We start from the raw sequence: 26,820 nt of genomic DNA, 5'->3' as shown, positions 1-26,820 counted from the left end.
CCGTTCGTGGGACCGGCACGCGCCGCGCCGTAACCCGTTCCGGGGACGGTCGTTGACCGCCATGCAGTTCCACCGCCCCATCGATCCTGCTCACCCCGCCCGACCGGGGACCCGCCGCCCCGGGAACAACGCAGAGGACACTTCGTGGCTGTGCCGCCTCCCGCGCCGGCCCCGTCCCGGACGACCCCCCGGGCGGTTCTGATCGCTGTCCCGGTCCTGTCCGCGTCGGTGCTGCTCGCCGGTGCGGCCGGGATGCTGTCCGGTCCGGCCGCGCTGGCCGTGGCGGTCGGCGTCACCGGCCTGTGGGCGGCGACCGTCCTGATCCGGGCCGCGCTGGCGATCCACCACAGCGAGCGGGCGTTCGCCGCCTGCCGGGGCGCCGGGTTCGTCGGGGTCGGCGCGCTGGCCACCGTGGCGACCGCGGCGATGCCCTGGTGGGGTCCGGCCGGCGTGGTCGGCTGGCTGACGACCGGTCTGGCGCTGACGGCCGGCCTGCTGGTGCTGGGCACGTCGCTGCTGCCCGGCGCCGCGCGGAACTGGCAGATCCGGCTCCGTCGCGCGTTCGACGGGCTCGGTCTGGGGGTGAGCCTCGGCTTCGCGGCATATCTGGTGCCGGGTGCGGCGACTCCGCCCACGGCGGTTCCGGCCATGCTCATCGCGGCGGGCGGCGCCGCGATCGTCACGGTGATCGTGCTCCGGGTCCGGCCGCACTCGCACCCGACCCTGTGGTGCGGCGCCGGCGCCGTCCTGGTCCTGCTCTCCCTGGGGACGCTGACCGAGCTGCTCGCCTACGGCGTGACCGGCCCGGCCGTCCCGCTGACCGGTCTGCCCATCGTGGCCGGCCTGACCGCGTCGGCGGCCGGTGGCGCCCGCCGTGACGTGGCGCCCCCGCCGCTGGAGCCGCGTCACCCGGATCAGTACCTCGCCAGCTACCCGCTGCTGGCAGTGCCGGCCGCGGTCGGCGTGATCGCCGCCCTCTGGCACCTGATCACGGTCCGTGAGTTCAGCACCAAGGCGATCATTTTCGGTCTTGTGATGGTCAGCGTGCTCGTCGTCCGCGAGCTGCTCGTGGTGCACGACATCCGCCGGTACGCGGGCCGGCTGCGCCTCGCCGAAGCACACTTCCGCTCCCTGGTGGCCGGCGCCACCGACCTGACCCTGGTGCTCGACGACCGCCTCACCGTCCGGTGGCAGTCGCCGGCCGCGGCCCGGCTCTTCGGGCTGCGCGACGAGGAGGTGATCGGCCGGGAGTTCCATGAGCTGATCCACCCCGACGACGCGGCCGGCGCCCGCGCGGTGATCGAGTCGGTGCTCGCCGGCGAGCACGAGGGCGGGCCACCGGTGCTGGTCAGCGCGCGGCTGCGGGACGGCGCCAAGCTCTGGCGGGACACCGAGTCGACGATCTCGGACCAGCGGTCGGTGCCCGAGGTGGCGGCGCTCGTGGTGCACGTGCGCGACGTGGGCGAACGGGTGCACCTGGAACGTACCCTGCATCGGCTCTCCCACCTGGACCAGCTCACCGGCCTGGCCAACCGCCCGGCGCTGATGCGCGACCTGCTCGAGCACCGCCGCCGGGCGGGTCAGCGCGGCACCCTGCTGGTGATCGACCTGCACGGGCTGGCCGAGGTCAACGACACCAGCGGCCGGGCCGTCGGCGACGCCGTGCTGGTCGAGGTCGGCCGCCGGATCCGCGGCCTGCTCGGCGCCGACGACGTCGCGGCCCGGCTCGGCGGCGACGAGTTCGCGGTGCTCACCGTGGAGTCGGCCGTCCCGGCGTACGCGCTGGCCACCCGAATCGTGACCGCGCTCGGCGAGCCGTACCCGCTGCCCGGCACGACCGTCCGGCTGCACACCAGCGTGGGCCTGGCCGAGTTGTCCGGCGGCGGCGACTCCGAGGAGGTGCTGCGCCACGCGGACCTGGCCCGGCAGCGGGCCCGGCAGCTCGGCCAGGACCGGGTGGAGTGGTACGACCCGGACGTCGAGATTCAGCTGCACCGCCGGATGGAGCTGGAGAAGCAGCTGCTCGGCGCGGCCGGGCGGGGTGAGCTGGACCTGGTCTTCCAGCCGGTCTCCGCGTTGCGCGACGGACGCCCGGCCGGGGTGGAGGCGCTGCTGCGCTGGCGGCATCCCGAACTCGGCACGCTGTTGCCGGAGGAGTTCCTGCCGATCGCCGCGTCGCTGGGCATCATCGCCGAACTGGACGAGTGGGTGCTCGACGAGGCCTGCCGGCACCTGACCACCTGGGGCGGCGCCGAGGACTTCTGGCTGTCCGTGAACGTCGGGCCGCGCGAGTTGCTGACCGCCCGCTTCCCGGAGCGGGTCGCGGAGACCCTGCGGCGGTACCGCCTGGCCCCGGAACGGTTGATCGTCGAGGTCGCCGAGACCTGGATCGCCGAGGACGTGCCGGCCATCGTGGCCGCGCTGACCGGGCTGCGGAAGCTGGGCGTCCGTGCGGCGCTGGACGAGTTCGGGTCCGGTCAGACGTCACTGTCGCACCTGCGGCGGCTGCCGGTGGACATGCTGAAACTGAGCGCGTCGCTGATCAGCGACTCCTCCGGGGCGACCGTCGGCGGTGGCCCGGCGGTGCTGAACGTGGTGGTCAGTCTCGGTCGCCGGCTCGGCATGGAGATCGTCGCCAAGGGCCTGGAGACGCCCGAGATGGTGGAGCGGGCCACCGTCGCCGGCTGCCGGTACGGCCAGGGCCACGCGCTCGGTCACCCGTCGCCGGCCGAGCGCATGGAGGCGTACCTGGAGTCCCACCGCACCTGACCGCCCGAAGCCGCGTGTGAAGTTCGGGTGCGGAACGCACCCGAACTTCACACACAGGTCGCGCCGCAGCGGGCCCGAAGCCCGCGTGTGAAGTCGGGCGGTCAGCGTGGGGGAGCGGTGCTGCCGCGCGGGGTGAGGTGCACCCGCCCGGCCTCGACGTTGCCGACCTTCTTGCCGTCGATGGCGTTCAGCAGCTCACGGGCGGCCTGTGCCCCGTACGCCGAGATGTCCCGGCTCAGCGCGGTGAGCGGCGGGTGCACGAGGCTGCACAGCGGTGAGTCGTCCCAGGCCACGATGGACAGATCGCCGGGGACGGCGAGGCCCATCTCCTGGGCCACGGCCAGGCCGGCCACCGCCATCACGTCGTTGTCATAGATGATCGCGGTCGGCCGGTCCCCGCCGATCAGCAGCCGGCGGGTGGCGCGGCTGCCCTCCTCGCCGGTGTAGTCGGCGGGCAGCGTGATCACGTTGTCCAGCCCGAGCGACGCGCAGACCTCGTTGAACGCCTTGGTGCGGACCCGGGTGTGCAGCAGGTCCGGGACGCCGCCGACCCGGGCGATCCGGTGGTGGCCGAGCGCCACCAGGTAACGCACCGCCTCGGTGATCGCGCCGGCGTCGTCGGACCAGATCTGGGCGATCGAGCCGGTGTCGCCGGGGCCACCGATCACCACGGCCGGGAGCTGGAGCTGCTGGAGCACCGGGATGCGGACGTCGTCCTCACGGATGTCGGTGACGATCACGCCGTCGATGCGGCGCTCGCCCCACCACCGGCGGTAGACCTCGATCTCCTGTTCCGGCGACGCGACGACCTGGAGTGTCAGCGCGTACGACCGGGCGCCCAGTTCGGCCTCGAAACCGCTGATCAGGCCCATGAACCAGGGCTCGATGCCGAGGATCCGGGCGGGGCGGCAGAGGGTCAGCCCGACGGCCCGGGCCCGTGCGCCGGAGAGGGCGCGGGCAGCGCTGTTGGCGTTGAAACCGATCTCCTGAGCGATCGCCAGGATGCGTTTCCGGGTCGCCTCGGAGACGCCGGGCTGGTTGTTCAGCGCGTACGACACGGCGCCCTTGGACACACCCGCCCGCCGGGCGATGTCGGCGATCGTGGGCCGCTTCACTCAGTCTCCTCTGGTCCCCACTGGTGCCGAGCTTAACCGCCACTGAACGGCCCGGAACGCGCTCCCCGGGCACTCGGAAAGCGCTTGAGCGGTTAAGTGTTACGGCACACACCCGATCCTGTAAAGCATCGATGTATGGGAGCGCGCCCATGTCCGTTAAATGCTACTTATGCGCACCTGAGGGCCGGAAGATAACGCGACTGTAACTAGCTATTGACAGCCGCCGAACCCGCACATAGCGTCGGCGCAACTTACCCGGTTCAGTGACTTACCTCTCCGCATCGGAGGAAAACAATGAAGCCTTTCGGACGTCGTGCCCTGCGCGCGGCCGTCGCGGGAGTCGCGGCCACCCTGGTGATCGCCGGCTGTAGCGGCCAGGCGCTCGAGGGTGGCGGTGACAGCGAGGGCGGCGAAGGCCAGATCACCCTCAAGGTCAACTTCTTCGGCGACATGGGCCAGGAGATGCTCAAGGAGCGCTTCGAGAAGGCCAACCCGAACATCAAGATCGCGTTGAACTCGGCCGAGTTCAACGCGCACCACGAGGACCTGCAGAAGAAGCTGGTCGCCGGCAGCGGCGCCCCGGACGTCGCCGCCGTCGACGAGGGCTTCATGGTTCAGTTCAAGAACCAGGCCGACCAGTTCGTCAACCTCCTCGACCACGGTCTGGGCAGCGCCGAGTCGCGCTACCTGCCGTGGAAGTGGAAGGGCTCGATGTCCGCCGACGGCAAGCAGATCGGCCTCGGCACCGACGTCGGCGGCCTGGCCATGTGCTACCGCACCGACCTGTTCAAGGCGGCCGGCCTGCCCACCGAGCGCGACCAGGTCTCCGCCCTGTGGCCGACCTGGGACGCGTTCATCGAGACCGGCAAGAAGTACACCGCCGCCTCGAAGAAGAAGTTCATCGACTCCGGCACCAACCTGTTCAACCCGGTGCTCGGCCAGCAGCCGGTGGGCTTCTACAGCGAGCAGGAGCAGCTGCAGATGGAGGGCGGGCCGAAGGTCGCGTTCGACGTCAGCATGAAGGCGATCGACGCGGGCATCTCGGCCAACCTGGTCAGCTTCCAGCCCGGCTGGAACCAGGGCTTCACCGGTGACAAGTTCGCCGTCCTCGCCTGCCCGGCGTGGATGCTCGGCCACATCCAGCAGACCGCGCCCGGCACCAAGGGCAAGTGGGACATCGCCGCGATCCCGGGTGGCGGCGGCAACTGGGGCGGCTCGTGGTGGACCGTCCCGGCGCAGACCAAGAACGCCGCGGCCGCGGCCAAGTTCGTCGACTTCGCCACCCAGCCGGAGCAGCAGATCGAGGTCTTCAAGACCGTCGGCAACCTGCCGTCGCAGCCCGCGCTCTACAAGGACCAGGCCGTTCTGGACTTCAAGCACGAGTTCATGAGCAACGCGCCGACCGGCCAGATCTTCGCCAAGACCGCGGAGAGCCTGCAGCCGCAGTACCTCGGTAAGAAGAACGGCAAGACCCGGGAGAGCGTCGAGCGGGTCATCACCCAGGTGCAGGAGGGCAAGCTCAAGACCTCCGAGGCCTGGCAGAAGGCGGTCGAGGAAGCCGAGAAGGTCGCCTCTTCCTGATCCGTGACGTGCCACAGGCGGGGCGACGGGAGTCGCCCCGCCTGAGCCTGAGGAGTGCCTAGTGTCCCTGACCCAGCTCCGCCCGGCGCCACCCTCGCCGAAGCGCCCGACGGCATCCGCCGGCAAGGCGACACTGTGGTGGCACCGCTTCGACACCCGTACCGTGCCGTACTTCCTGATCTCCCCGTTCTTCCTGCTCTTCGCGATCTTCGGGCTGTTCCCGCTGATCTTCAACGCCGTGGTGTCGCTGCGGCACTGGCGACTCGACGACCCCGACAAGACCGGCTGGGCCGGCCTGGAGAATTACCGCCGGCTGATCTCCGACGGAGACTTCTGGAACGCGCTGTTCAACACGTTCGGCATCTTCATCCTGTCGACCGTGCCGCAGCTGGTGCTGGCGCTGCTGATCGCCAACCTGCTCAACCGCCGGCTGCGCGGCACCACGTTCTGGCGGGTCGCCGTCCTGCTGCCGTACGTCACCCCGGTCGCCGCCTCCACGCTGCTGTTCGCGATGTTCTTCCAGACCGACAGCGGCATGGCCAACTGGTTCCTGTCGCTGGTCGGCTTCGGCGAGGAGACGCCGCTGAACTGGCGCGCCGAGAAGTGGAGCTCGTGGATCGCGATCGCCACGATGGTCAACTGGAAGTGGATCGGTTACAACGCGCTGCTCTATCTGTCGGCCATGCAGGCCATCCCCCGGGACGTGTACGAGGCGGCGGCGGTGGACGGAGCGGGTCCGCAGCGGCAGCTCTGGCAGATCACCGTCCCGATGATCCAGCCCGTGGTGATCTTCACGGTGGTGCTGTCGACCATCGGCGGCCTGCAGCTGTTCAACGAGCCGATGCTCTTCGACGAGAACCCGGCGCTGGCCAACGGTGGCTCGGACCACCAGTGGCAGACCATCGCCCAGCTCATCTATCAGGTCGGCTGGCGTGACCTCAACCTGGGATACGCGGCCGCGATGTCCTGGGCCCTGTTCCTCATCATTCTGGTGGTGGCGGCGATCAACGCCCTGCTCACCCGGCGTTTCGGAGGTGGCCGGTGAGCGTCGTAACCTCACGGGCGCCGCAGGACACCCGCGGCAGCTGGAAGACCTACCTCGCGCTCTCCGCCGCGCTGCTCCTGTCGGCTTTCCCGCTGTACTGGATGTTCGTGATCGCCACGAGCGCCGACGAGGCGCTGGGCAAGTACCCGCCGGTGCTGATCCCCTCCGACCAGTTCATGGTCAACCTGGAGGAGGTCTTCACCCTCCAGAACGTGTACTTCGCCGCCTCGCTGATCAACAGCGTCATCGTCGCCTCGGTGGTCACCGCCTCGACGCTGTTCTTCTGCTCGCTGGCCGGGTTCGCGTTCGCGAAGCTGCGGTTCAAGGGCCGCAACGGGCTGATGTTCGTGGTGATCCTGACACTGACCGTGCCGAACCAGCTGGGTGTGGTCGCGCTCTACATCCTCATGGGCGACCTGAACGGCACCCTGTTCGCGGTCATCCTGCCCGGCCTGGTCAGCGCGTTCGGTGTCTTCTACATGCGGCAGTTCATCGACCACTCGGTCCCCGGTGAGCTGGTCGAGGCATCCCGCATCGACGGCGCGTCGACGATGCGCGTGTACTGGAGCATCGTGCTGCCGGCGATCCGGCCGGCGCTGGCGGTGCTCGGCCTGCTGACGTTCGTGGCCACCTGGAACGAGTTCCAGTGGCCGCTGATCACGCTGGGCGGCACCGAGTTCCCGACGTCGATGGTGGCGCTCTCCGACCTGGCGAGCGGCAACTTCGTGATCTACCGCCGGGTGCTGGCGGGTGCGTTCGTGGCCACCGTGCCGCTGATCCTGCTGCTGCTCCTCGGTGGCCGGCAGATCGTCCGCGGCATCATGGAGGGCGCGGTCAAGTAATTCAGCGAAGCCTCAGCCGGGACTTCAGCCGGACCTGAGCCGGACGACCGGTCACCCCACCAGGGTGACCGGTCGAGTCGTTTCCGGCACCGGCGGCGACTCTCCGCCGACGACTGAGGAGTCCGATGAAGAAGACGCTGAGCCGCTGGACGGTCACCGCGGGGGTGATCGTGGCGGTGGTCGCGCCGCTGGCGGGGACCGCGGCCGCGGTCGTGGTGAACCCGTCCACGCCGCGCGTGGGTTCGCTGACCCAGGTCGGCCCGATCGCGGAACACGGCTTCCCGGCCTGGTACCGGGACAGCAACGGCCTGCGCCTGGAGGCCTGCACGACGCTCGACGACCCGCTCTGCTCGACCCTGCCGGACGAGGTGCCCGACCCCGACCAGCCGGTCTCCTACCCGGACAACTTCCCGGGCGAGTTCTTCTATCAGCTGGCCGGCGCGGAGCTGGCGCTGGCCAACGGCAGCGACGCGACGATCGGCCTGGACCTGGAGGGCGCCTGGGCCGCCGAGGAGGTACGGCCCGGCGATCAGATGGTCTTCGGCCGGGTCCGGATCCGGTTCGACGCGAACACCGGCGAGCAGTTCCGGGTCACCCATCCGTACGGCATCGACGACGTGGTCGCCGACGACGGGGGACGGGTGCGGATGACCGAGGACATCGGCACCACACCGGGCGTCTTCGGCCAGGCGATGACCAGCCGGGTCGGCCCGTTCCTGAAGTGGGACCCGGCGGTGGCGCCGGCCGCACCGGCGGGCTACACCGGTGACCCGGGCGTCGACCACCGGGTGGTGGGCAGCCCGTACCACACGAACTTCGTCCGGATCGAGCAGTTCGACCCGCTCACCGGCGGGTACACCCAGGTCGGCTTCACCGACCTGTTCAGCGTCCAGGGCCGGTACGCCACGAACGCCGGCGTCGACCTCGACCAGGCCACCTACACCACCGGCGCGGACGGCCGCGGCGCCATCGACGTCTACGCGAGCAGCGAGGACGGCCAGTCGATCGAGGTGACCGGCAACGCCGCGCTGGGCTTCCGGACCACCCGGATGCGGGGCAGCGGGGGTCGTTATTACGCCCGGCTCCCGCTCACCGGGCCGCTGCCGGCGAACGCCGAGATCGAGGTGGTGAACGCCGGGGACCGGCCGGTCGCCACGAAGACCCGCAAGCTGGTCGACGTCGTCCGGATCACTTCCGCGGCGTACGACGCACAGGCTCGTACCCTCGCCGTCTCCGCGGTCTCCAGCGATGCCGGCGCCACGCCGCCCAGCCTGAGCGTCACGGGCTTCGGCCCGGCCGGCACCGTGTTCACCGGGGTGGACGCCCCGCCGGCCACGATCACCGTCACCTCCTCCGGCGGCGGCTCGGCGAGCGCGCCGATCACCAGCGGCGGAGCGGTGTTCGGCCCGTCGGCGCCGGTCGCCGCGGCGGTCGCCGACCCGAGCGCCGTGGTCGGGCAGACCGTCCGGCTCAGCGGCACCGGCTCGACCGGCGTGATCGACTCGTACGCCTGGACCCAGACCGCCGGCCCGGCCGTGGCGCTCACCGGCGCGACCACCCCGGTCGCCGGCTTCGTCCCGGCCCAGCCCGGCGACCACACGTTCCAGCTGATCGTGGCCGGTCCGGGCGGCGCCGGCCAGCCGGTCTCGGTGACGGTGTCGGTGACCGGCGCCGCGCCGGCCCAGGCCAACGCGGGACCCGACCAGACCGTGATCCGCGGGCGGGCCGTCACCCTCGACGGTTCCCGCTCGACCGGCGCCGAGTCGTACGAATGGCGGCAGCTCTCCGGCCCGGCGGTCACGCTGATCGGGGCGACCACCGCGAAGCCGTCCTTCACCTACCCGGTGCTGGCGCTGCCCGCCGCGCCCGGCCCGAACCCCGGGTACGTCTATGCGAACGACCCGGTCGTGCTGGAACTGACGGTGCGGAACCCGGCCGGCGCGAACACCGCGCGGGTCAGCGTGCACCCGCAGGCCGAGACCCTCACCAACCTGGCCGTCCGCTATCGCACCGGTAACAACGAGTGGCGGATCTCCGGCACCAGCAGCCTGGTCGCCGGGCAGCGGGTCGTCGCGGTGCTGGGCAGCACGCCGACCGGCCGGGTGATCGGCGCACCGGTCACGGTGGACGCCGGCGGCGCGTTCAGCATCCGGGTGACCGGCCCCAACCCCGGCACGGTGCGCACCATCAGCCTGCTGGCCACCACCGGTGCCCAGTCCCTGGCCGTCCCGGTGACCGTCACCAACTGAAACCAGTGTGTGAAGTTCGGGCGCGGAGCGAACCCGAACTTCACACACTGAAGTGCGGCCGTGGGTGTGTGAAGTTCGGGTGCGATTCGCGCCCGAACTTCACACGCTTTACACGGTGGTGGTGGCCAGCTGTCTGCGGAGGTAGAGCGTCGAGGCCGCGGAGATCTGGCCGGCCACCGCGGCCCGCACCACGGAGCTGCGATGCCCGACCCGGCCGTCCGTGGTCTCGGTCATCAGGTGCGCGTGCACCAGCCGGTCCACACAGCCCAGCAACTCCGGCACCGGATGTCCGGTGAGCCGGCTCAACTCGGCCGGGCCCAGCTCGCCGAGGACCGCGCACAGCCGCAGGATCTCCCAGGCCGGTTCCGGCATCCACCGGGTCCGCTGCCGGGCGATCTGCATGGCCACCGCGTGGTTCACCGCCGGCGGCCGGTGCGCGACCGCGACCAGCGCCGGGATGCCACCGGTGCGCTCGAGCACGGTGTCGTCGGCGAGCGGCCTCAGCTCCTCGGCGCGCAGCGGCTCCAGCCGCAGCACCACCGGGGTGCCCAGCCCGCAGAGCGGGCGCTCGGCGATCTCCGACGGATAGCAGTAGGTGAGCACGATCCGCAGCGACGGGCAGTGCCGGCTGAGCCAGGACAACTCGGCCACGCTCGCCGCGTCCAGCCCGGCGGCGTCGTCGACGGCCAGATAGACCGGATCGATCCCGGCGAACGCGGTGCCGATCAACTCCAGGTCGGCGCGGCGCAGCGGCTGCTCCGGACCGGCCGGGTCCACCACGGCGAGGACCTCCGGCGCCGCGCCGAGCTGGGCCAGCGCGGTGCCCAGCCAGGCGTGCCGGAGCACACCGACCGAGGACGCGCCGTGCCCGATGCCGACCTGGCCGGGATGGTTGCGCTCCAGTTCGGCGAGGAACGCGGACTTGCCGGCGCCGGCCGGGCCGACGATGTGCACCACGGCCGGCGGATCGGGTTCGAGCAGCACCCGCAGCTCGGTGACCCGGCCGAGGAACCGTTCCCGTGGCGGGTCGGCCTGCGGCGGGGGTGGCGGGATCCGGGGCGGCCCGGCCGCCGGCTTGACGACCGCGAGCTTCACCGAGGCGCCCCGGCTCTCCAGCACGCTGCGCTGCAACCGGACCAGCTCGGCCGACGGCGCGACGCCCAGTTCCTCGTCGAGCAGCTGACGGCAGCGCTCGAAGATGCGCAGTGCGTCGTCCTGACGCTCCAGCGCGATCGCCGAGTTCATCGCGGCGCGATAGCCGGACTCCAGGAACGGGTTGAGCTCGATCGCCTCCTGCGCGAGCCGCAGCGCACGGGCGGCATCCGCCGGCAGCGCCGCCAGGGAGTGCATGAGCAGCGCGTTCACCGCTGCCTCGCGTACCTCGGAGCGGACCGGCTCGGCCCAGTCGGCGTACGGGTCCTCGGGGAACGGCAGCTGGCGGGCCAGGGCGAGGATGCCCTCGTGGGCGGCCAGATGCTCGGCACAGTCCGGCCCGAACGAGTCCAGGCTGCGCACCAGCCGGCGCAACCGGGCCAGATCCAGGTCCGCCCGGCCGGTGTCGAAGAGATAACCGCCGCTGCGGGTGACGATGAACCAGTTCGCCGCCGAGCCGTGCGGCTGGAGCCGGCGGCGGATCACCGAGACGTAATGCTCCAGCGCGGCCACATGGTTGCCGGGCAGCTCGTTGCCCCACACCGAGTCGGCGAGCGAGTCCTTCGACTGGATCCGGTCGTGCCGGGCGGCCAGCACCGCCAGCACCTGGCGGGCCCGCCGGGGCAGCTCACCGGCGGGCAGCGGGCTGCCGTCGGCGTCGGTGACGGTCAGTTGACCGAGCACACTGACTCGCATCTGGCCTCCTCGGGCGTCGCGATGAGGAATCGGCGTCCGATACAGGCGACCTGAGCCGTTTCTTCAGGTTTCCCAACGGCCACCCTCAGGGCGGGTCCCTAGCTTCGGCGCCGGCTTGACGGACGGACACGAGGGAGTTCGATGGCACGCGGGAGTCTGAGTCGGCGCGACCTGTTCAGGGGCGCACTGGCCCTCGGCGGGGGTGGCCTGATCGTGGCGGCCGGCGGTGGCGCCGTCGTCGCGAAGTCGAGCAAGCTGAGCTCGAAGAACACGCCTACGCCGTACACGAGCATGTTCCGGCGTCCGCCGGTGCTGCTGCCGGTCGAGGAGGGCGTCGACGACAGGGGGCCGTTCCAGCGGTACCGGCTCACCCAGAAGGCCGCCCGGGCGAGCATCCTGCCCGGCCTGAGCACCCCGATCGCCGGTTACAACGGGATCTTCCCGGGACCGACCATCCGGGTGCCGCGGGGCACCCGCGCCGAGGTGCGGATCGCCAACCAGCTCACCGTGAACCGGCTGAACGGCCTGCCGTTCCACACCGTGACGCACCTGCACGGCTCGGCGTCGCTGCCGCAGTACGACGGGTACGCCAACGACCACACCGGGCCGGGGCAGTGCAAGACGTACCACTACCCGAACTGGCAGCAGGCGCGCACGCTCTGGTACCACGACCACAATCACCGGACCACCGCGGAGAACGCGTACGTAGGCCTGGCCGGGATGTACCACCTGACCGACGAGTACGAGGCGGCCCAGTTGCCGCAGGGCGAGTACGACGTGCCGATCGTGGTCAACGACATGGCGTTCAAGGCGGACGGGTCGGTGGACTTCGACGACGACTCGCACGAGGGCTTCATGGGTGACGTGATCCTCGTCAACGGTGTGCCGTGGCCGAAGATGCGGGTCAAGCCGCGGGTCTACCGCTTCCGGATGCTGGTCTCCTCGGTCTCCCGGTCGTACCGCTGGCAGCTGAGCACCGGCGACCCGTTCCACGTGGTCGCCACCGACGGCGGCATGACGCCCGAGGTCGCCGCCGTGACCACGTTCCGGCACAGCCCCGCCGAGCGGTACGAGGTGCTGATCGACTTCCGGAGGTACCGGCCCGGTCAGAAGATCGAGCTACGGAACCTGAGCAACAAGAACAACGAGGACTTCCGGAACACCGACAAGGTGATGCAGTTCGAGGTGGTCGCCGACTCGGGCGCGCCGGACACCTATCAGATCCCGGCGACGCTGGACGCCGGCCCGGTGCCCTGGGCGAACCGGGGCGCGATCGACGTGATGAAGCTGCGGCCGGAGATGGCCACGGCACGCCGGACCGTGCGCGTGGAGCGCAAGCACGGGCTCTGGACGGTCAACGGGGAGACCTGGGACGACGTCGAGCGCAGCGGCTTCCGCCGGGTGCTGGGCAACCCGAAGCCGTACGACGTGGAGATCTGGGATCTGGTCAACGAGTCGGGCGGCTGGTTCCATCCGGTGCACATCCACCTGGTCGACGGGCTGCTGCTGTCCCGCAACAACACCTCCGGCCGCAAGCCGTACGCCTGGGAGAACGGCCCGAAGGACGTCTTCTACCTCGGCGAGAACGAGACCGCGTCGGTGATCATGCAGTTCACCACCGGGGACGGCAACGACGGCGGGAAGTACATGCTGCACTGCCACAACCTGGTGCACGAGGACAACGACATGATGATCCAGTTCGCGGTCGGCGACATGGCCACCAACGACCCGGTCGAGTCGGATCCGGCGTACGCCGACGACGAACCCGAGCAGCCGGTGCGGTACGCCCCGAGCCGCCCGCTGGGCACCTGATGAAGCGCCCGGCAATCGTGGCCCTCGCCCTGCTCGTGCTCACCGCCGGTGCGGTGGCCCGGCTCGACCGGCCCGAGCCGGTGCCGGTCGCGGCCACCGTCACCGGGGACGCGGGCGACCGGTTGGCCACCACCACGTTCGATGGTCCGATGGTCCGATGGCGGGCGGCCGTCGCGGTGCACCCGGCGGCCGGTGCCGACCGGGCGGCGATCGCGCGGGACCTGCGGGCCGCGGCGGCCGCGGCGAACGTCGGCGAGCTGACCGACGCGACGTTCGCGGTCTTCAGTGAACGGCTGCTGGAATACCTGGTCCCGGAGCTGACGCTGGTGCTGCCCGAGGGCGTCTCGGTGCGGCACGCCGACGCCTTCATGCGCGACCACCGGCCGGACACCGTCGGGTTCTACACGGTGGAGCCGGTGCTGGTGCACGACCTGACGTTCGCGGTGATCCCGGCGCCGGGCGTCGACCCGCAGGCGGTGTGCGACCTCGTGGACGCCGAGGGGGTGCTGGCCGACTCGCTGAACAGCTATCGGGCCACGATTCAGCCGGCCGGCCTGACTGTTGCCTATTTCGGCGCGGTGCTCAGCGACGCGCAGGTGGCCGCGGTGCGCGCGTCGATCGGCCGGGCCGCGCGGGTGCCCGCCGACCGTGTGCTGGTGGAGGCGAGCAGCCCGGGCGCGGGCGTGGACCTGTCGCACGGCGTACCCCCTCTGGTGGAAAGGCCGCACGGTCACTGACCGCAACCGAACACGCCTTCAGCTTTGCCGGGGTCAGGCTTCAGGAAGCTTTCAGACCGACCAAACCCCCGGATCCCAGCATGTACGAAATACCCGCCCTATTCGGGCAACCCGACTCCGTTGGTGAGGTCCCCTTGCGCAGACCCTGGCTGATCGCCGCGCTGCTCGCCACCACGGTTCTCGCCGTGCCGGCACCCGCCCAGGCCGCTCCCGTCGGCCAGGGTTTCACCATCACCCCGGCCGACCTGGCCTACATCCTCCAGCAGATCAGGGTCGCCGAGGCGCACGCCGCCGCGACGACCAGCGAGACCGGCCCCTGCGGCGCGCTGCTCGGCGCCGGCCCGCACCAGCTGGCCGGTCCGCTGCTGCCGATGGGCCTGCGCACCGTCGACGGCACCTGCAACCACCTCACCCCGGGCGCGGAGAAATACGGCGCGGCCGACCAGACCTTCCCGCGTCTCACCCCGGCCCAGCTCCCCGCCGGGTACGACACCACCGCCCCGATGGTCACCGACGATCAGCCCCGGCTGATCAGCAACCTGATCGCCGACCAGACCGCGGCCAACCCGGCGGCGGTCGCGGCCGGCACCGGCGAGACGGACGGGACCACGCTGTTCATCCCGAACGTCACCACCGACTTCGGGCTGTCCGCGCCGTACAACTCCTGGTTCACGCTCTTCGGGCAGTTCTTCGACCACGGCATCGACCAGACGGTCAAGGGCACCAGCACGGTCGTCGTCCCGCTGCGCGCCGACGACCCCCTGATCGCCGGGGCGGACCGGATCCCGGGCACCGCCGACGACCCCCGCCCGGGCAGCGCCCGGTACGTCCCGCCGTCGATGCGGTTCATGGCGCTCACCCGGGCCGCGACGACCGCGGACGGCCGGCGCGAGGCCAAGAACACCGACACCCCGTACGTGGACAACTCCCAGACGTACACCTCGCACGCCGCCCACCAGGTCTTCCTTCGCGAGTACGACCCGTCGGCACACACCACCGGGCGGCTGCTCGACGCGCCGGCGGGTGGCCTGCCCACCTGGGCCGACGTGAAGCGGCAGGCGCGCACGGTGCTCGGGCTGGAACTCACCGACCGCGACGCGCTGGACGTGCCGACGGTGCTGGCCGACGCGTACGGCAACTTCGTCCCCGGTCCCGTCCGGGGGCTGCCGCAGTACGTCACCGCCACCGGGCTCGTCGAGGGCGACCTCGCCGCACCGGTGCGGGCGCCGGCCGGCGTGGCGCGGTTCGACACCCCGTTCCTGACCGACATCGCCCACCAGGCGAACCCGGTCGACTCCCGGGGACGGGCACTGTCCCCGGACCCTGACGCCGACATCGCCGCACCGCCGGCCGGCACCTACGACGACGAGATGCTCGCCGCGCACTACATCGCCGGTGACGGCCGGGCCAACGAGAACATCGGTCTCACCGCGGTGCATCACGTCTTCCACGCGGAGCACAACCGGCTGGTCAGCGACATCGCACGGATCGCCGGTGACAGTCCGGAGTGGACCGGCAACCGGCTCTTCCAGGCCGCCAAGTTCATCAACGAGATGGAGTACCAGCACCTCGTCTTCGAGGAGTTCGCCCGGAAGATCTCGCCGTCGATCAACCCGTTCCAGCCGTTCGCCTTCACCCAGACCGAGCTGAACCCGGCCGTCTACGCCGAGTTCGCGCACGCCGTCTACCGGTTCGGGCACTCGATGCTGACCGAGTCGATCACGCGGACCGCCCCGGACGGCACCGACCAGTCGCTGCCCCTCCTCGACGGGTTCCTGAACCCGCCGGCCTTCACCGCGAACGGGACGCTGTCACCCGAGGAGGCGGCCGGCTCGATCGTGCGGGGCATGTCCGAACGGCCCGGCAACGCGATCGACGAGTTCATGACGGACACCCTGCGGGACAACCTCCTCGGCCTGCCGATGGACCTGGCCGCGATCAACATCGCCCGTGGCCGGTCGGAAGGGGTGCCGGCCCTCAACGAGTTCCGCCGCAGCCTGCACGAGAAGACCAACGACGGGCGGTTGAAGCCGTACGTCAGCTGGATCGACTTCGGCGAACACCTGAGGCACCCGGCCTCACTGGTCAACTTCGTGGCCGCGTACGGCCGGCACCCGTCGATCGTCGCGGCGACCACCGTCGCGGGCAAGCGGGCGGCCGCGGCCGAGCTCCTGCAGTCACCCGGCGCCGCCGACTTCCTGAACGCCACCGGCTCGTGGACCACCGCGACCTCCGGTCTGGACAGTGTGGACCTGTGGATCGGCGGGCTCGCCGAGACCACCGACCCGTTCGGCGGGCTGCTCGGCACCACGTTCGACTACGTCTTCGAGAGCCAGCTGACCAGCCTCCAGAACGGGGACCGCTTCTACTACCTGGCGCGTACCACCGGGATGAACCTGCGCAGCCAGCTGGAAGGCAACTCGTTCGCCGAACTGATCGGGCGCACCACCAGTGCCGACAACCTGCGCGCGGACACCTTCGCCACCACCGACTGCAAGTTCGTCCTGGCCGGGCTCGACGGGACCGCGGCGGGATATGAGCGGGACGGCAACCGGGTCGCCGACGACCCGGCCACCGAATGCAACGAGACCGCGCTGCTGCTGCGCCGGCCGGACGGGACCATCGCGTACCGGGCCCGCAACGGTGTCGACGAGCCGGGCATGAACGCGCAGGCCGTCTACGCCGGCACCGAGATCCGCGACCTGGTCGTGGCCGGCAACGACAACGACACGCTGTGGGGCGCCGAGGGCGACGACGTCCTCGACGGCGGCGCCGGCGACGACGTCACGATCGGCGGCGAGGGCGAGGACGTCCTCACCGACTCCGGCGGCGCCGACTTCGTCAAGGGCGGGCCCGGCCACGACGCCCTCGACGGCGGCCCCGGCCTGGACGTCGTCCTCGGCGGCGACGGCGACGACTTCACCAGCGGCGGAGCCAACGCCAACGACACGTTCGGCGGCGAGGGCGACGACAAGATCTTCGCCGGGGACGGCGAGGACACCGTCCGCGGTGACGCCGGGGACGACTGGACGGAGGGCGGCGACTCGCCCGACCTGCTCCAGGGCGACAGCGGCAACCTGTTCTTCCTCGACGACTCCAACAAACCCGGCCACGACGTGCTGATCGGCCAGGGCGGCGACGACGACTACGACATGGAGGGCGGCGACGACATCGGCGTCCAGGGCCCCGGCATCGAGAAGAACGCCGGCGGCTCCGGTTACGACTGGTCGATCGCCGGCGACGAGCCCTCGGCCGACGCCGACCTCGCCCTGCCGCTCCTGCCCCTCGACGGGCTCGAAGCCGGCACCCGCGACCGGTACAACGAGGTGGAGGCCCTGTCCGGCGGCGCCGGCGACGACCACCTCACCGGCGACGACGTGACACCGTCCACGGTGGGCGGCGCGGGCTTCGCCGGCTGCGACGCACTCGACGCGGCCGGTCTCGCCCGGATCAAGGGCCTCGACCAGGTGGTCACCGAACTGCCCACGCCGGCCGGAGCGGTCGCCAACCAGAGCGGGCGGCCCTGCGACCTCAGCGGCGACGTGTGGGGCGAAGGCAACATCCTGCTCGGCGGTGGCGGCAGCGACGTGATGCGGGGCCGCGGCGGCGACGACATCCTCGACGGCGACCGGTACCTTGCGGTGCGGCTGACGGTCCGGGACACCGACCGGCCGCCGGTGCGGAGCATGGCCGAGCTGCGTGCGGACGTTTTCGCCGGGCGCATCAACCCCGAGGACATCGCGATCGTACGAGAGATCCGCGTGACGTCCGGAGGAGAGGACGTCGCCGTCTTCAGTGGACTGCGATCCGACTACGCGGTCACCCCGGTCACCGGTGGGGTGCTCGTCTCCGGGCCGGACGGCAACGACATCGTCCGTAACGTCGAGCGGCTGAGTTTCGACGACGAGACGGTGGACGTCAGCGGTCTGCAGGCGTTCCTGGGCGTGACGGCGTTCGCCGGTGACGGCCGGGCGACCGTGCTGCTCACCGTTCCGGACGCGACCGGTGGGGACCCGATCACCGGGTTCACGCTGGAGCGGATCAGCGACGACGGTACGACCGTGTCGACCGGGTTGGCGGCGGACGTCCGCAGCCTGGTGGTGAACGGGCTGGTCAACGGGACCGGTTACAGCTTCCGGGTCAGGGCTGACACGGCTGGTGGGCGGGGGATGTTCACGACGCTGTTCGGCCCGGTGACGCCGACGGCCGCAGTGCCCGATGTTGACGGGCCCGCGGAGCCGGGGGACGACGGTGGGGACACCGGAACTGATCCGCAGCCGACCCTGGCTCCCACCATTCCTGCCCCTACCACTGCTCCGCCGACTACTCCGCCGACCGCTCCGTCCACCGCTCCGCCTACTGCTCCTCCCACGACGCCGACTCGACCGGCGACCCCGGTTGCTCCGGATGCTCCTGGGATCGGGCGGGCGACGGCCGGTGACGAAAGCGCTGTGGTGCGCTGGACGCCGCCGGGGTTCGACGGCGGCAGCGAGATCTACGGCTACGAGGTGCAGGCACTCGACAGCGACACCGGCATCATCGTGAGCGTCGACGTCGCGGCACCGGACGCCACCGAGCTGACCATGACGGGCCTGACCAACGGTCTGCCCTACGCCTTCTGGGTCCGCGCGGTCAACGCCGCCGGCGCCGGCGACCACTCGGCGATCTCCAACACGGTCGTCCCCGGCGGATCCGTCTCCGGTGACCCGGGCGGGCCCACCACTCCGGCCCCCGCGGGCTCCACCGGCAACCCGGCCTCAGACCCCGGTGGCCCGATCTCCGGCCCCGGTGGTCCGACGTCCGGCCCGACCGCGGGTCCAGGCGGCCCTACCTCGGGTCCCGGCGGCCCGACCGCCGGCCCCACCGGTGGCCCGACCCGGCCCACCCCCGGCCCGACCCGGCCCACCCCCGGCCCGACCCCGCCGGGTGGCGGCGGCACGCCGGAACCCAGGCCGTCGGACGGACCCCGGACGGTTCCGGGCGCGGCCCGGATCGGCGCGCCGGCCCCCGGCAACGCCCTGGCCGTGGTCCGCTGGACCGCTCCGGCCGGCAACGGCGGCTCCCCGATCCAGCGTTACGAGATCCGCGTGCTGGACAGCCGGAGCCACCAGGCCGGCACTCTTCGGACGGCCGCGGCAGCAGCCGCCGTGCACACGGTCACCGGGCTCCGCAACGGCACCGCGTACCGGTTCCAGGTCCGCGCCGTCAACGCGATCGGGGCCGGCACCTGGTCCAGCACCAGCACCGCGGTGACTCCGCGTACCGTCCCGGGCAGACTCCGCTCCCTCACCGCCCAGCCCGGCCGCTCCGGCGGCGCCCTCACCGCGACCGCCCGGTGGGCACCCCCGTCCACCACCGGCGGCACGAGCGTCACCGGTTACCGGGTCACCCACCAGCGGCTGACCGCCAAGGGCACCAACCGCGGCGCACCCGTAGTGATCACCCTGCCGGCCACCGCCCGCGCCACGACCCTGACTGCTCCACGCGGTGTGCCGGCCGGCACCCGCTACCGCATCACCGTCCGGGCTCTGAACGCGGCGGGTACCGGCCCCGGAATCACGGTGATCACCACAGTCCGCTGACCCCTGCACCGGCGCCGCCGTCCCTCCACCCGAGGGCCGGCGGCGCCTCCCTTCCCCGTGGCGACTTGAGGCGCGCTCCAAACCCCAAGTCCCCACGTACGGCCGTCCCCAGCTTGCGTGGGGATTTGGGGTGCGCTTCGAACCGTAAGTTCCCACGCGGGTGTCGAGGTGCGGCGGCGCGACCGGTGGTCGCCGGAGGCGTGGCGGGCGCGGTCTGTGTGGTGATTAAGGGCGCGCTCCGAACCGCGAGTCCCCACGCGGGGGTGGGGTCTCGCGGCAGCTCAGCCCGGCGGGCGCGGCACGGGCGCGAGTGGGCAGCGGATCGCGCTGACACTCGGGGACCGGTCCTGACTCGTACCAGAAAAGGCTGAAGGTCCGGCAGGGCAACCAGCCGGACCTTCAGGCGGACGACCGGGTTACTCGGGGACCTTGCGGTAGGCGCCGTCGCTGGCGCTGGTGGCCATCGAGGCGTAGGCGCGGAGCGCGGCCGAGACCGGGCGCTGGCGGGCGACCGGGGTGTACGGCTTGGCGCGGCGTTCCTGCTCGTGCCGGCGCTGGGCGAGGACGTCGTCGTGGACGTTGAGGGTGATGCTGCGGCCGGGGATGTCGATGGTGATCTCGTCGCCGGTCTCGACCAGGGCGATCAGGCCGCCGGCGGCCGCCTCGGGGGAGACGTGGCCGATGGAGAGGCCGCTGGTGCCGCCGGAGAAGCGGCCGTCGGTGATCAGCGCGCAGGCCTTGCCGAGGCCGCGGCCTTTCAGGAACGACGTGGGGTAGAGCATCTCCTGCATGCCGGGGCCGCCGCGCGGGCCCTCGTAGCGGATGACCACGACGTCGCCCTCGACGACCTCCTTGCCGAGGATGCCGTTGACCGCGTCGTCCTGGGACTCGTAGACGCGGGCCGGGCCGGTGAACTTCCAGATCGACTCGTCGACGCCGGCGGTCTTCACGACGCAGCCGTCGGGGGCGAGGTTGCCGAAGAGGATCGCCAGGCCGCCGTCGACGGTGTAGGCGTGCTCGACCGAGCGGATGCAGCCGCCCTCGGCGTCGGTGTCGAGCTTGGCCCAGCGGTTCTCGGTGGAGAACGGCTGGGTGGTGCGCACGCCGCCGGGGGCCGCGTGGAACAGCTCGATCGCCTCGGCGCTCGGTGAACCGCCGCGGATGTCCCACTTGTCGAGCCAGGAGGTCAGGTCGCGAGCATGGACCGCGCGGACGTCGGGCCGCAGGGCGCCGCCGCGGTGCAGCTCGCCGAGCAGGGCGGGGATGCCGCCGGCCCGGTGCACGTCCTCCATGTGGTACTTCGGGCTGTTCGGCGCGACCTTCGACAGGCAGGGCACCCGGCGGGAGATCGCGTCGATGTCGGCGACGCTGAAGTCGATCTCCGCCTCGCGGGCCGCGGCCAGCAGGTGCAGCACCGTGTTGGTGGAGCCGCCCATCGCCACGTCCAGGGCGACCGCGTTCTCGAAGGCGTCCCGGGAGGCGATCGAGCGGGGCAGGACCGACTCGTCGTCCTGCTCGTAGTACTCCTTGGCGATCTGCACGATCAGCCGGCCGGCCTCTTCGAACAGGGCCTTGCGGGAGGCGTGGGTGGCCAGCGTGGAGCCGTTGCCGGGCAGCGACAGGCCGATCGCCTCGGTGAGGCAGTTCATCGAGTTCGCGGTGAACATGCCGGAGCAGGAGCCGCAGGTCGGGCAGGCGGACCGCTCGATGGTGTCGAGCTGGGCGTCGGTGACGTTCTCGTTGGCGGCGGCGCTCATCGCGTCGACCAGGTCGAGCTTCTCGTGCACGATGCCCTCGATGGCGACCGTCTTGCCGGCCTCCATCGGGCCGCCGGAGACGAACACCGTCGGGATGTTGAGCCGCAGGGCGGCGATCAGCATGCCCGGGGTGATCTTGTCGCAGTTCGAGATGCAGACCAGGGCGTCGGCGCAGTGCGCGTTCACCATGTACTCCACCGCGTCGGCGATCAGCTCGCGGCTGGGCAGGGAGTAGAGCATGCCGCCGTGGCCCATCGCGATGCCGTCGTCGACCGCGATCGTGTTGAACTCGCGCCCGACGCCGCCGGCCTCGGCGATCGACTCGGCGACGAGACCGCCGAGATCCTTGAGATGCACATGCCCGGGTACGAACTGGGTGTAGCTGTTGGCGATCGCGACGATCGGCTTGCCGAAGTCGTCGTCGGTCATGCCGGTGGCGCGCCAAAGGGCGCGCGCGCCGGCCATCGTGCGACCGTGGGTCGAGGTCCGGGAGCGCAGCTCAGGCATTCCCCCATCTTGCCACCGTCGGGGCCGGTCACCACGGCAGACGTCCACTGCGCGGGACGCCGGGGCCACCTCGGGGGTGTTGAAAACCACGAAGATCCGGCACAGTGTGTCCGTGCATTCACCGTCCGGATTGGAGCTGGCCGGCCTGTCGTGTCTGCTGGCGGCCGTCCCCGCGGTGGCGTACCTCGGTCAGTCCGGCCGCCGGCACACCGGGGCGGCGCGGCGCGCGCACCTTCTTCTCGCCGCCGGCGGCGCCGTGGCCACGGCGGCGGCGTTGGCCGGTCTGGCGAGCGCGCTGCTCACCGGCCAGCACGGCGCGGCCGGGCACTCCCGCACGCTGGCCACCGCCGTGGCGACCGGCATGGGCATCGGCACGCTGACGCTGCTGGCCGGCACGGTGGCGCTGCCCGGCGCCACCCGGGGCCCGGCGGCGGCGGTCCGGCACGTGCTGGACGGGCTGGTGATCGCGGCGGCGATCTGGTTCGTCGGCTGGGTGCTGCTCTCGCGGCCGACCCGGGTCCTGGGCGCGGCCACGCCGTACGCGTGCAACGCCATCCTGATCTCGGCCGTGCTCGTGGTGCTGGCGCTCGGCCTCACCGCGGTGCTTGCTCTGCACGCTCACCGGCCCCGGCGCAACACCGTCCGGGTGGCGTCCGGGGTGAGTCTGGTCTCGCTCGCCGCGGCCCTGCTCGCCACCGGCATCTGCCGGGAGAACAACGACTTCGCGCTGATCAGCGTCCTGCTGCTGACCGCCGGCCTGATCCTGGTGGCGTACGCGGTGCGTGCCGCCGACCGTCCCGTCCTGGTGAGCGGGGACGTGCTGGAGCGCGGCGGCGGTTACGTGGTGTTCCCGATGCTGGCCGTCCTGGCCGCGCTCGGTTACCACCTGTCCCGCGGCGGCCAGGTGGACGCCTTCGGCTACTTCGGGCTCAGCGTCGAGGGCCTGGCCCTGGTCGCCCGGCAGTACCTCGCTCTCGACGACGTGCGGCGGTACACCGTGCAGCTGCGCCAGCGGGAGGCGCACTTCCGCGAGCTGGCGCACACCGACCCGCTGACCGGCCTGGCCAACCGCCGGGGCCTGATGCGCGCGCTGCGGGAGTCGTCGGAGAGCGCCGCCCTGATCGGCATCGACATGGACGGCTTCAAGGTGGTCAACGACATGCGGGGTCACGACGTGGGCGACGCCGTGCTGGCCGAGGTGGGCGCCCGGCTGGCGCGCAACCTGCTGGCCGGCGATGTGGCGGCCCGGCTCGGCGGTGACGAGTTCGCGGTGCTGATGCACGGTGACGCGGACGAGGCGGTGCTGGCCGCGCACCGGTTGCTCGCGGTGCTCGGGGAGCCCTACGAGGTGGACGGGGGCCCGATCTTCCTGTCCGCGAGCGTGGGTGTGGCCGCCACCGGCGAGTTGCTGCACGACGCCGACCTGGCGCTGCGGTACGCCAAGCAGCGCGGCAAGAATCGGGTGGAGCGCTACCAGGCGAGGTACGACGAGTTGCTCCGCCGCCGCGGCACCCTGCAGGGCGAGCTGCGCCACGCCATCGCCCGCGACCAGCTCCGCCTGGTGTTCCAGCCGGTGGTGGCGCTGCCGTCGATGCGGCCGGTGGGCGGTGAGGCGCTGCTCCGCTGGACCCACCCGGAGCTGGGGCCGGTCCGCCCCGACGAGTTCATCCCGGTGGCCGAGGAGTCCGGGCTGATCAACCGGATCGGCGCCTGGGTGCTGGAGCAGGCCTGCAAGCAGCTCGCCGAGTGGCTGGCGAAAGGGCACGACGTCTGGGTGTCGGTGAACCTGTCGCCGAAGGAGCTGCACAACGCCGACTACGCCGGTCAGGTCGCCGACGTGCTCGCGGAGTACGGCGTTCCGCCGCAGCGCCTGGTGCTGGAGGTGACCGAGCACGCGGTCGCCACCGACATGGAGGAGCTGGTCCGCCGGCTCGCCGAGCTGCGCGAGACCGGCGTGCGGATCGCGCTGGACGACTTCGGCGCCGGTTATTCGTCGCTGACGCAGCTGCGGACGCTCCCGGTGGACATCCTGAAGATCGATCACGCGCTGGTGGCGGAGCCGGAGTCACGGACCGGGACGGCGGCCCCGCTGGTCGACGTGGTGGTCCGGCTGGGTCACCGCCTGGGCCTGGAGGTGCTGGCCGAGGGGATCGGCTCGCAGGCCCAGCTGGAGGTGGTCGAGGAGGCCGGCTGCCGGCTGGGGCAGGGCTCACTGTTCGGCTGGGGTGTGCCGGCCGAGCACTTCGAGACCCGGCTGCGGACGCTGCGCCCGAGCGGTCCTCGCCCGCTGCCCGCGCCTCGTTCCACCCCTCCGAGTGACGCCCCGGCGCGCAGCCAGGTGGTGCGGCTCGGTCCCGGAATGCGGCAGGTCAGGGCGTTGCTGCCCAGCGATCCGGACTTCGCGGGAGCGCGAGCTGATCAAAATGTGGGATCAGTTGACTCAGGCCGTGAGATGGGGCAAGGTTAGCCGCATGTGCTTCGTGTCCCGAGTACTTATCTGAGCGCACTCCTCCAGACGCTGGAGAAGTGCGCTAGGTCCCGTGCATCAGCACGAGGGCCTTTTTTGTTGCTTGAGTACCGGACCGACCAACTCGAAAAGGTCTAATTGCCATGACGAGACCCACTCCCGAAACCCTCGCCAATCGAGTCACTCCGGCCACCGTCGCCGCGGCCGTGAACACCGCTCCGGCCACCGTGGCACCGGTAGCCACCACCGGCGCCGGCGCGCTCGTCCGGTCGCTCGAGGCGCTCGGGGTGGAGGTGGCGTTCGGCATTCCGGGCGGGGCGATCCTCCCGGCGTACGACCCGCTCTTCGACTCCAAGGTGCGGCACATCCTGGTCCGGCACGAGCAGGGCGCGGGCCACGCCGCCACCGGGTACGCGCAGGCCACCGGCCGGGTCGGCGTCTGCATCGCGACCAGCGGCCCGGGTGCCACGAACCTGGTCACCCCGATCGCCGACGCGTACATGGACTCGGTCCCGATCGTTGCGATCACCGGGCAGGTCGGCCGGCCGTACATCGGCACGGACGCCTTCCAGGAGGCGGACATCCAGGGCATCACGCTGCCGATCACCAAGCACAACTTCCTGGTGCAGAGCCCGGAGGAGCTGCCCAGGATCCTCGCCGAGGCGTTCCACCTGGCGTCCACCGGCCGGCCCGGCCCGGTGCTGGTCGACGTCCCGAAGGACGTCCTGCAGGCGCAGACCACCTTCGCCTGGCCGCCCACGCTGGACCTGCCCGGTTACCGCCCGACCCTGCACCCGCACGGCAAGCAGATCCGCGAGGCGGCCCGGCTGATCGCCGCGGCCAAGCGCCCGGTGCTGTACGTGGGCGGCGGCGTGCTGAAGGCCGGCGCCACCGACGGGCTGCGCAAGCTCGCCGAGCTGACCGGCATCCCCGTGGTCACCACGCTGATGGGCCTCGGCGCGTTCCCCGACTCGCACCCGCAGCACCTGGGCATGCCCGGCATGCACGGCACCGTTCCCGCGGTCTACGCGCTGCAGCGCTCCGACCTGCTGGTCACGCTCGGCGCCCGGTTCGACGACCGGGTCACCGGCAAGCTGGACTCGTTCGCCCCGGACGCCAAGGTCGTGCACGCCGACATCGACCCGGCCGAGATCGGCAAGAACCGGCACGCGGACGTCCCGATCGTCGGCGACGCCCGGCACGTGATCGACGAGCTGATCGCGGCGGTCTCGGCCACCGCGGGCGGCACCGAGCAGTACGCGTCGTGGTGGTCCACGCTCAACGACATCCGCGAGCGGTACCCGCTGGGCTACGACGAGCCGACCGACGGCACGCTCGCCCCGCAGTACGTGATCGAGCGGATCGGTGAGCTGGTCGGCCCGGACGCGGTCTACGTGGCCGGCGTCGGTCAGCACCAGATGTGGGCGTCCCAGTTCATCAGGTACGAGAAGCCGGGCACCTGGCTCAACTCGGGCGGCGCCGGGACCATGGGCTATGCCGTCCCGGCCGCGATGGGCGCCAAGGTCGGGCAGCCGGACACCCAGGTCTGGGCGATCGACGGCGACGGCTGCTTCCAGATGACCAACCAGGAGCTGGCCACCTGCGCCCTGGAAGGCATCCCGATCAAGGTCGCTGTGATCAACAACGGCAACCTCGGCATGGTCCGGCAATGGCAGACGCTGTTCTACGACGGCCGCTACTCCAACACCGAGCTCGGCACGCACAAGCACCGGATCCCGGACTTCGTGAAGCTGGCCGAGGCGCTCGGCTGCATCGGCCTGCGCTGCGAGTCCAAGGACGACGTCGACAAGGTCATCAAGCAGGCCATGGAGATCAACGACGCTCCGGTGGTCATCGACTTCACCGTCGGCAAGGACGCGATGGTCTGGCCGATGGTCGCGGCCGGCACCAGCAACGACGAGATCATGTTCGCCCGGGACGTGCGCCCGACGTTCGAAGAGGACGACCTGTGACCAACAAACACACGCTGTCCGTGCTGGTCGAGAACAAGCCCGGTGTGCTGGCCCGGGTGAGCGGCCTGTTCTCCCGGCGCAGCTTCAACATCGACTCCCTGGCGGTGGGCGAGACGGAGAACCCGGACGTCTCCCGCATCACGATCGTGGTCAACGCCGACTCCTCCCCGCTGGAGCAGGTCACCAAGCAGCTCAACAAGCTGGTCAACGTTCTGAAGATCGTGGAGCTGGACCCGGCGCAGTCGGTCCAGCGTGAGCTCCTGCTGGTCAAGGTGCGTGCCGATCGGGCGCAGCGCAGCCAGGTGCTCGAGACCGTCGAGCTGTTCCGGGCACGGGTGATCGACGTCGCTCCGGACACCCTGACGATCGAGGCCACCGGTAACCCCGACAAACTGGATGCGCTGCTGCGCGACCTCGAGCCGTACGGCATCAAGGAGATGGTGCAGTCCGGTCTCGTGGCCATCGGCCGAGGCTCTCGCTCCATCACCACCGGCCCGGCGCTTCGCGCGGCCTAGTTTTTCCCGTCGAATAGAGAA

Annotated in this window: 14 protein-coding genes; 11 read left to right on the top strand and 3 right to left on the bottom strand. The window is 71.4% G+C overall.

The window, feature by feature from the left end; all coding sequences use genetic code 11:
- The first annotated feature begins 144 nt into the window (after nucleotides 1-144).
- Nucleotides 145-2,769 carry a putative bifunctional diguanylate cyclase/phosphodiesterase gene (locus AC0NH5_RS02815; protein WP_474399483.1) on the top strand — a complete coding sequence of 875 codons (2,625 nt, stop codon included), beginning with the start codon at nucleotides 145-147 and terminating at the stop codon, nucleotides 2,767-2,769.
- Nucleotides 2,770-2,870: 101 nt separating this feature from the next.
- Here the strand turns inward: AC0NH5_RS02815 and AC0NH5_RS02810 are convergent, their stop codons facing one another.
- A complete protein-coding gene (locus tag AC0NH5_RS02810) occupies nucleotides 2,871-3,884 on the bottom strand; it encodes a LacI family DNA-binding transcriptional regulator (RefSeq protein WP_474399480.1) in 1,014 nt (337 codons plus the stop codon).
- A 294-nt stretch (nucleotides 3,885-4,178) separates the two neighbouring features.
- On the opposite strand from AC0NH5_RS02810, the gene AC0NH5_RS02805 reads away from it, so the two are divergent.
- The 4 genes from AC0NH5_RS02805 to AC0NH5_RS02790 all read left to right on the top strand — a co-directional run bounded on the left by AC0NH5_RS02805 (nucleotide 4,179) and on the right by AC0NH5_RS02790 (nucleotide 9,601).
- A complete protein-coding gene (locus AC0NH5_RS02805; protein ID WP_474399478.1) occupies nucleotides 4,179-5,465 on the top strand; it encodes an ABC transporter substrate-binding protein in 1,287 nt (428 codons plus the stop codon).
- A 61-nt stretch (nucleotides 5,466-5,526) separates the two neighbouring features.
- Nucleotides 5,527-6,510 (top strand): carbohydrate ABC transporter permease, encoded by a 984-nt coding sequence (locus AC0NH5_RS02800; RefSeq protein ID WP_474399475.1) that lies wholly within the window; start codon nucleotides 5,527-5,529, stop codon nucleotides 6,508-6,510.
- Nucleotides 6,507-7,352, top strand: a complete 846-nt coding sequence (locus AC0NH5_RS02795; protein WP_474399473.1) for a carbohydrate ABC transporter permease — start codon at nucleotides 6,507-6,509, stop codon at nucleotides 7,350-7,352. Before AC0NH5_RS02800 ends, AC0NH5_RS02795 begins: the two co-directional genes overlap by 4 nt.
- A gap of 125 nt (nucleotides 7,353-7,477) precedes the next feature.
- Nucleotides 7,478-9,601, top strand: a complete 2,124-nt coding sequence (locus AC0NH5_RS02790; RefSeq protein ID WP_474399471.1) for a PKD domain-containing protein — start codon at nucleotides 7,478-7,480, stop codon at nucleotides 9,599-9,601.
- Nucleotides 9,602-9,709: 108 nt separating this feature from the next.
- Here AC0NH5_RS02790 and AC0NH5_RS02785 read toward each other — a convergent pair whose 3' ends face one another.
- Nucleotides 9,710-11,449, bottom strand: a complete 1,740-nt coding sequence (locus AC0NH5_RS02785) for a BTAD domain-containing putative transcriptional regulator (RefSeq protein ID WP_474399468.1) — start codon at nucleotides 11,447-11,449, stop codon at nucleotides 9,710-9,712.
- A gap of 141 nt (nucleotides 11,450-11,590) precedes the next feature.
- Here AC0NH5_RS02785 and AC0NH5_RS02780 point away from each other — a divergent pair, with 141 nt between their 5' ends.
- The 3 genes from AC0NH5_RS02780 (at nucleotide 11,591) to AC0NH5_RS02770 (ending at nucleotide 19,580) form a co-directional block, all read left to right on the top strand.
- Nucleotides 11,591-13,261, top strand: coding sequence for a multicopper oxidase family protein (locus tag AC0NH5_RS02780; protein WP_474399466.1), 1,671 nt, complete (start codon nucleotides 11,591-11,593; stop codon nucleotides 13,259-13,261).
- Nucleotides 13,261-13,998 (top strand): hypothetical protein, encoded by a 738-nt coding sequence (locus AC0NH5_RS02775; protein ID WP_474399463.1) that lies wholly within the window; start codon nucleotides 13,261-13,263, stop codon nucleotides 13,996-13,998. The genes AC0NH5_RS02780 and AC0NH5_RS02775 overlap by 1 nt, the downstream gene beginning before the upstream one ends.
- Before the next feature lie 134 nt (nucleotides 13,999-14,132).
- Nucleotides 14,133-19,580, top strand: a complete 5,448-nt coding sequence (locus AC0NH5_RS02770; RefSeq protein ID WP_474399462.1) for a peroxidase family protein — start codon at nucleotides 14,133-14,135, stop codon at nucleotides 19,578-19,580.
- A 416-nt stretch (nucleotides 19,581-19,996) separates the two neighbouring features.
- Here the strand turns inward: AC0NH5_RS02770 and ilvD are convergent, their stop codons facing one another.
- Nucleotides 19,997-21,844: a dihydroxy-acid dehydratase gene (ilvD, locus tag AC0NH5_RS02765; protein WP_474399460.1), complete on the bottom strand. Its 1,848-nt coding sequence runs from the start codon at nucleotides 21,842-21,844 to the stop codon at nucleotides 19,997-19,999.
- A 112-nt stretch (nucleotides 21,845-21,956) separates the two neighbouring features.
- On the opposite strand from ilvD, the gene AC0NH5_RS02760 reads away from it, so the two are divergent.
- From AC0NH5_RS02760 to ilvN, 3 genes are all read left to right on the top strand, one after another.
- Nucleotides 21,957-24,311, top strand: a complete 2,355-nt coding sequence (locus AC0NH5_RS02760; protein ID WP_474399458.1) for a putative bifunctional diguanylate cyclase/phosphodiesterase — start codon at nucleotides 21,957-21,959, stop codon at nucleotides 24,309-24,311.
- Between the two features lie 143 nt (nucleotides 24,312-24,454).
- Nucleotides 24,455-26,284: an acetolactate synthase large subunit gene (locus AC0NH5_RS02755; RefSeq protein ID WP_474399455.1), complete on the top strand. Its 1,830-nt coding sequence runs from the start codon at nucleotides 24,455-24,457 to the stop codon at nucleotides 26,282-26,284.
- Nucleotides 26,281-26,799: an acetolactate synthase small subunit gene (gene ilvN / locus AC0NH5_RS02750; protein WP_127543151.1), complete on the top strand. Its 519-nt coding sequence runs from the start codon at nucleotides 26,281-26,283 to the stop codon at nucleotides 26,797-26,799. Before AC0NH5_RS02755 ends, ilvN begins: the two co-directional genes overlap by 4 nt.
- Nucleotides 26,800-26,820: the final 21 nt, after the last annotated feature.

The sequence above is a fragment of the Actinoplanes sp. 13 genome (genome assembly GCF_056134165.1).
This window is presented reverse-complemented; position numbering and strand designations above follow the sequence as displayed.

Bases quoted from the DNA above. Each gene is read 5' to 3' on its own strand.
- AC0NH5_RS02780 (WP_474399466.1), top strand. From the start codon at position 11,591: ATGGCACGCGGGAGTCTGAGTCGGCGCGACCTGTTCAGGGGCGCACTG.
- AC0NH5_RS02805 (WP_474399478.1), top strand. From the start codon at position 4,179: ATGAAGCCTTTCGGACGTCGTGCCCTGCGCGCGGCCGTCGCGGGAGTC.
- AC0NH5_RS02755 (WP_474399455.1), top strand. From the start codon at position 24,455: ATGACGAGACCCACTCCCGAAACCCTCGCCAATCGAGTCACTCCGGCC.
- AC0NH5_RS02790 (WP_474399471.1), top strand. From the start codon at position 7,478: ATGAAGAAGACGCTGAGCCGCTGGACGGTCACCGCGGGGGTGATCGTG.
- ilvD (WP_474399460.1), bottom strand. From the start codon at position 21,844: ATGCCTGAGCTGCGCTCCCGGACCTCGACCCACGGTCGCACGATGGCC.
- AC0NH5_RS02775 (WP_474399463.1), top strand. From the start codon at position 13,261: ATGAAGCGCCCGGCAATCGTGGCCCTCGCCCTGCTCGTGCTCACCGCC.
- AC0NH5_RS02785 (WP_474399468.1), bottom strand. From the start codon at position 11,449: ATGCGAGTCAGTGTGCTCGGTCAACTGACCGTCACCGACGCCGACGGC.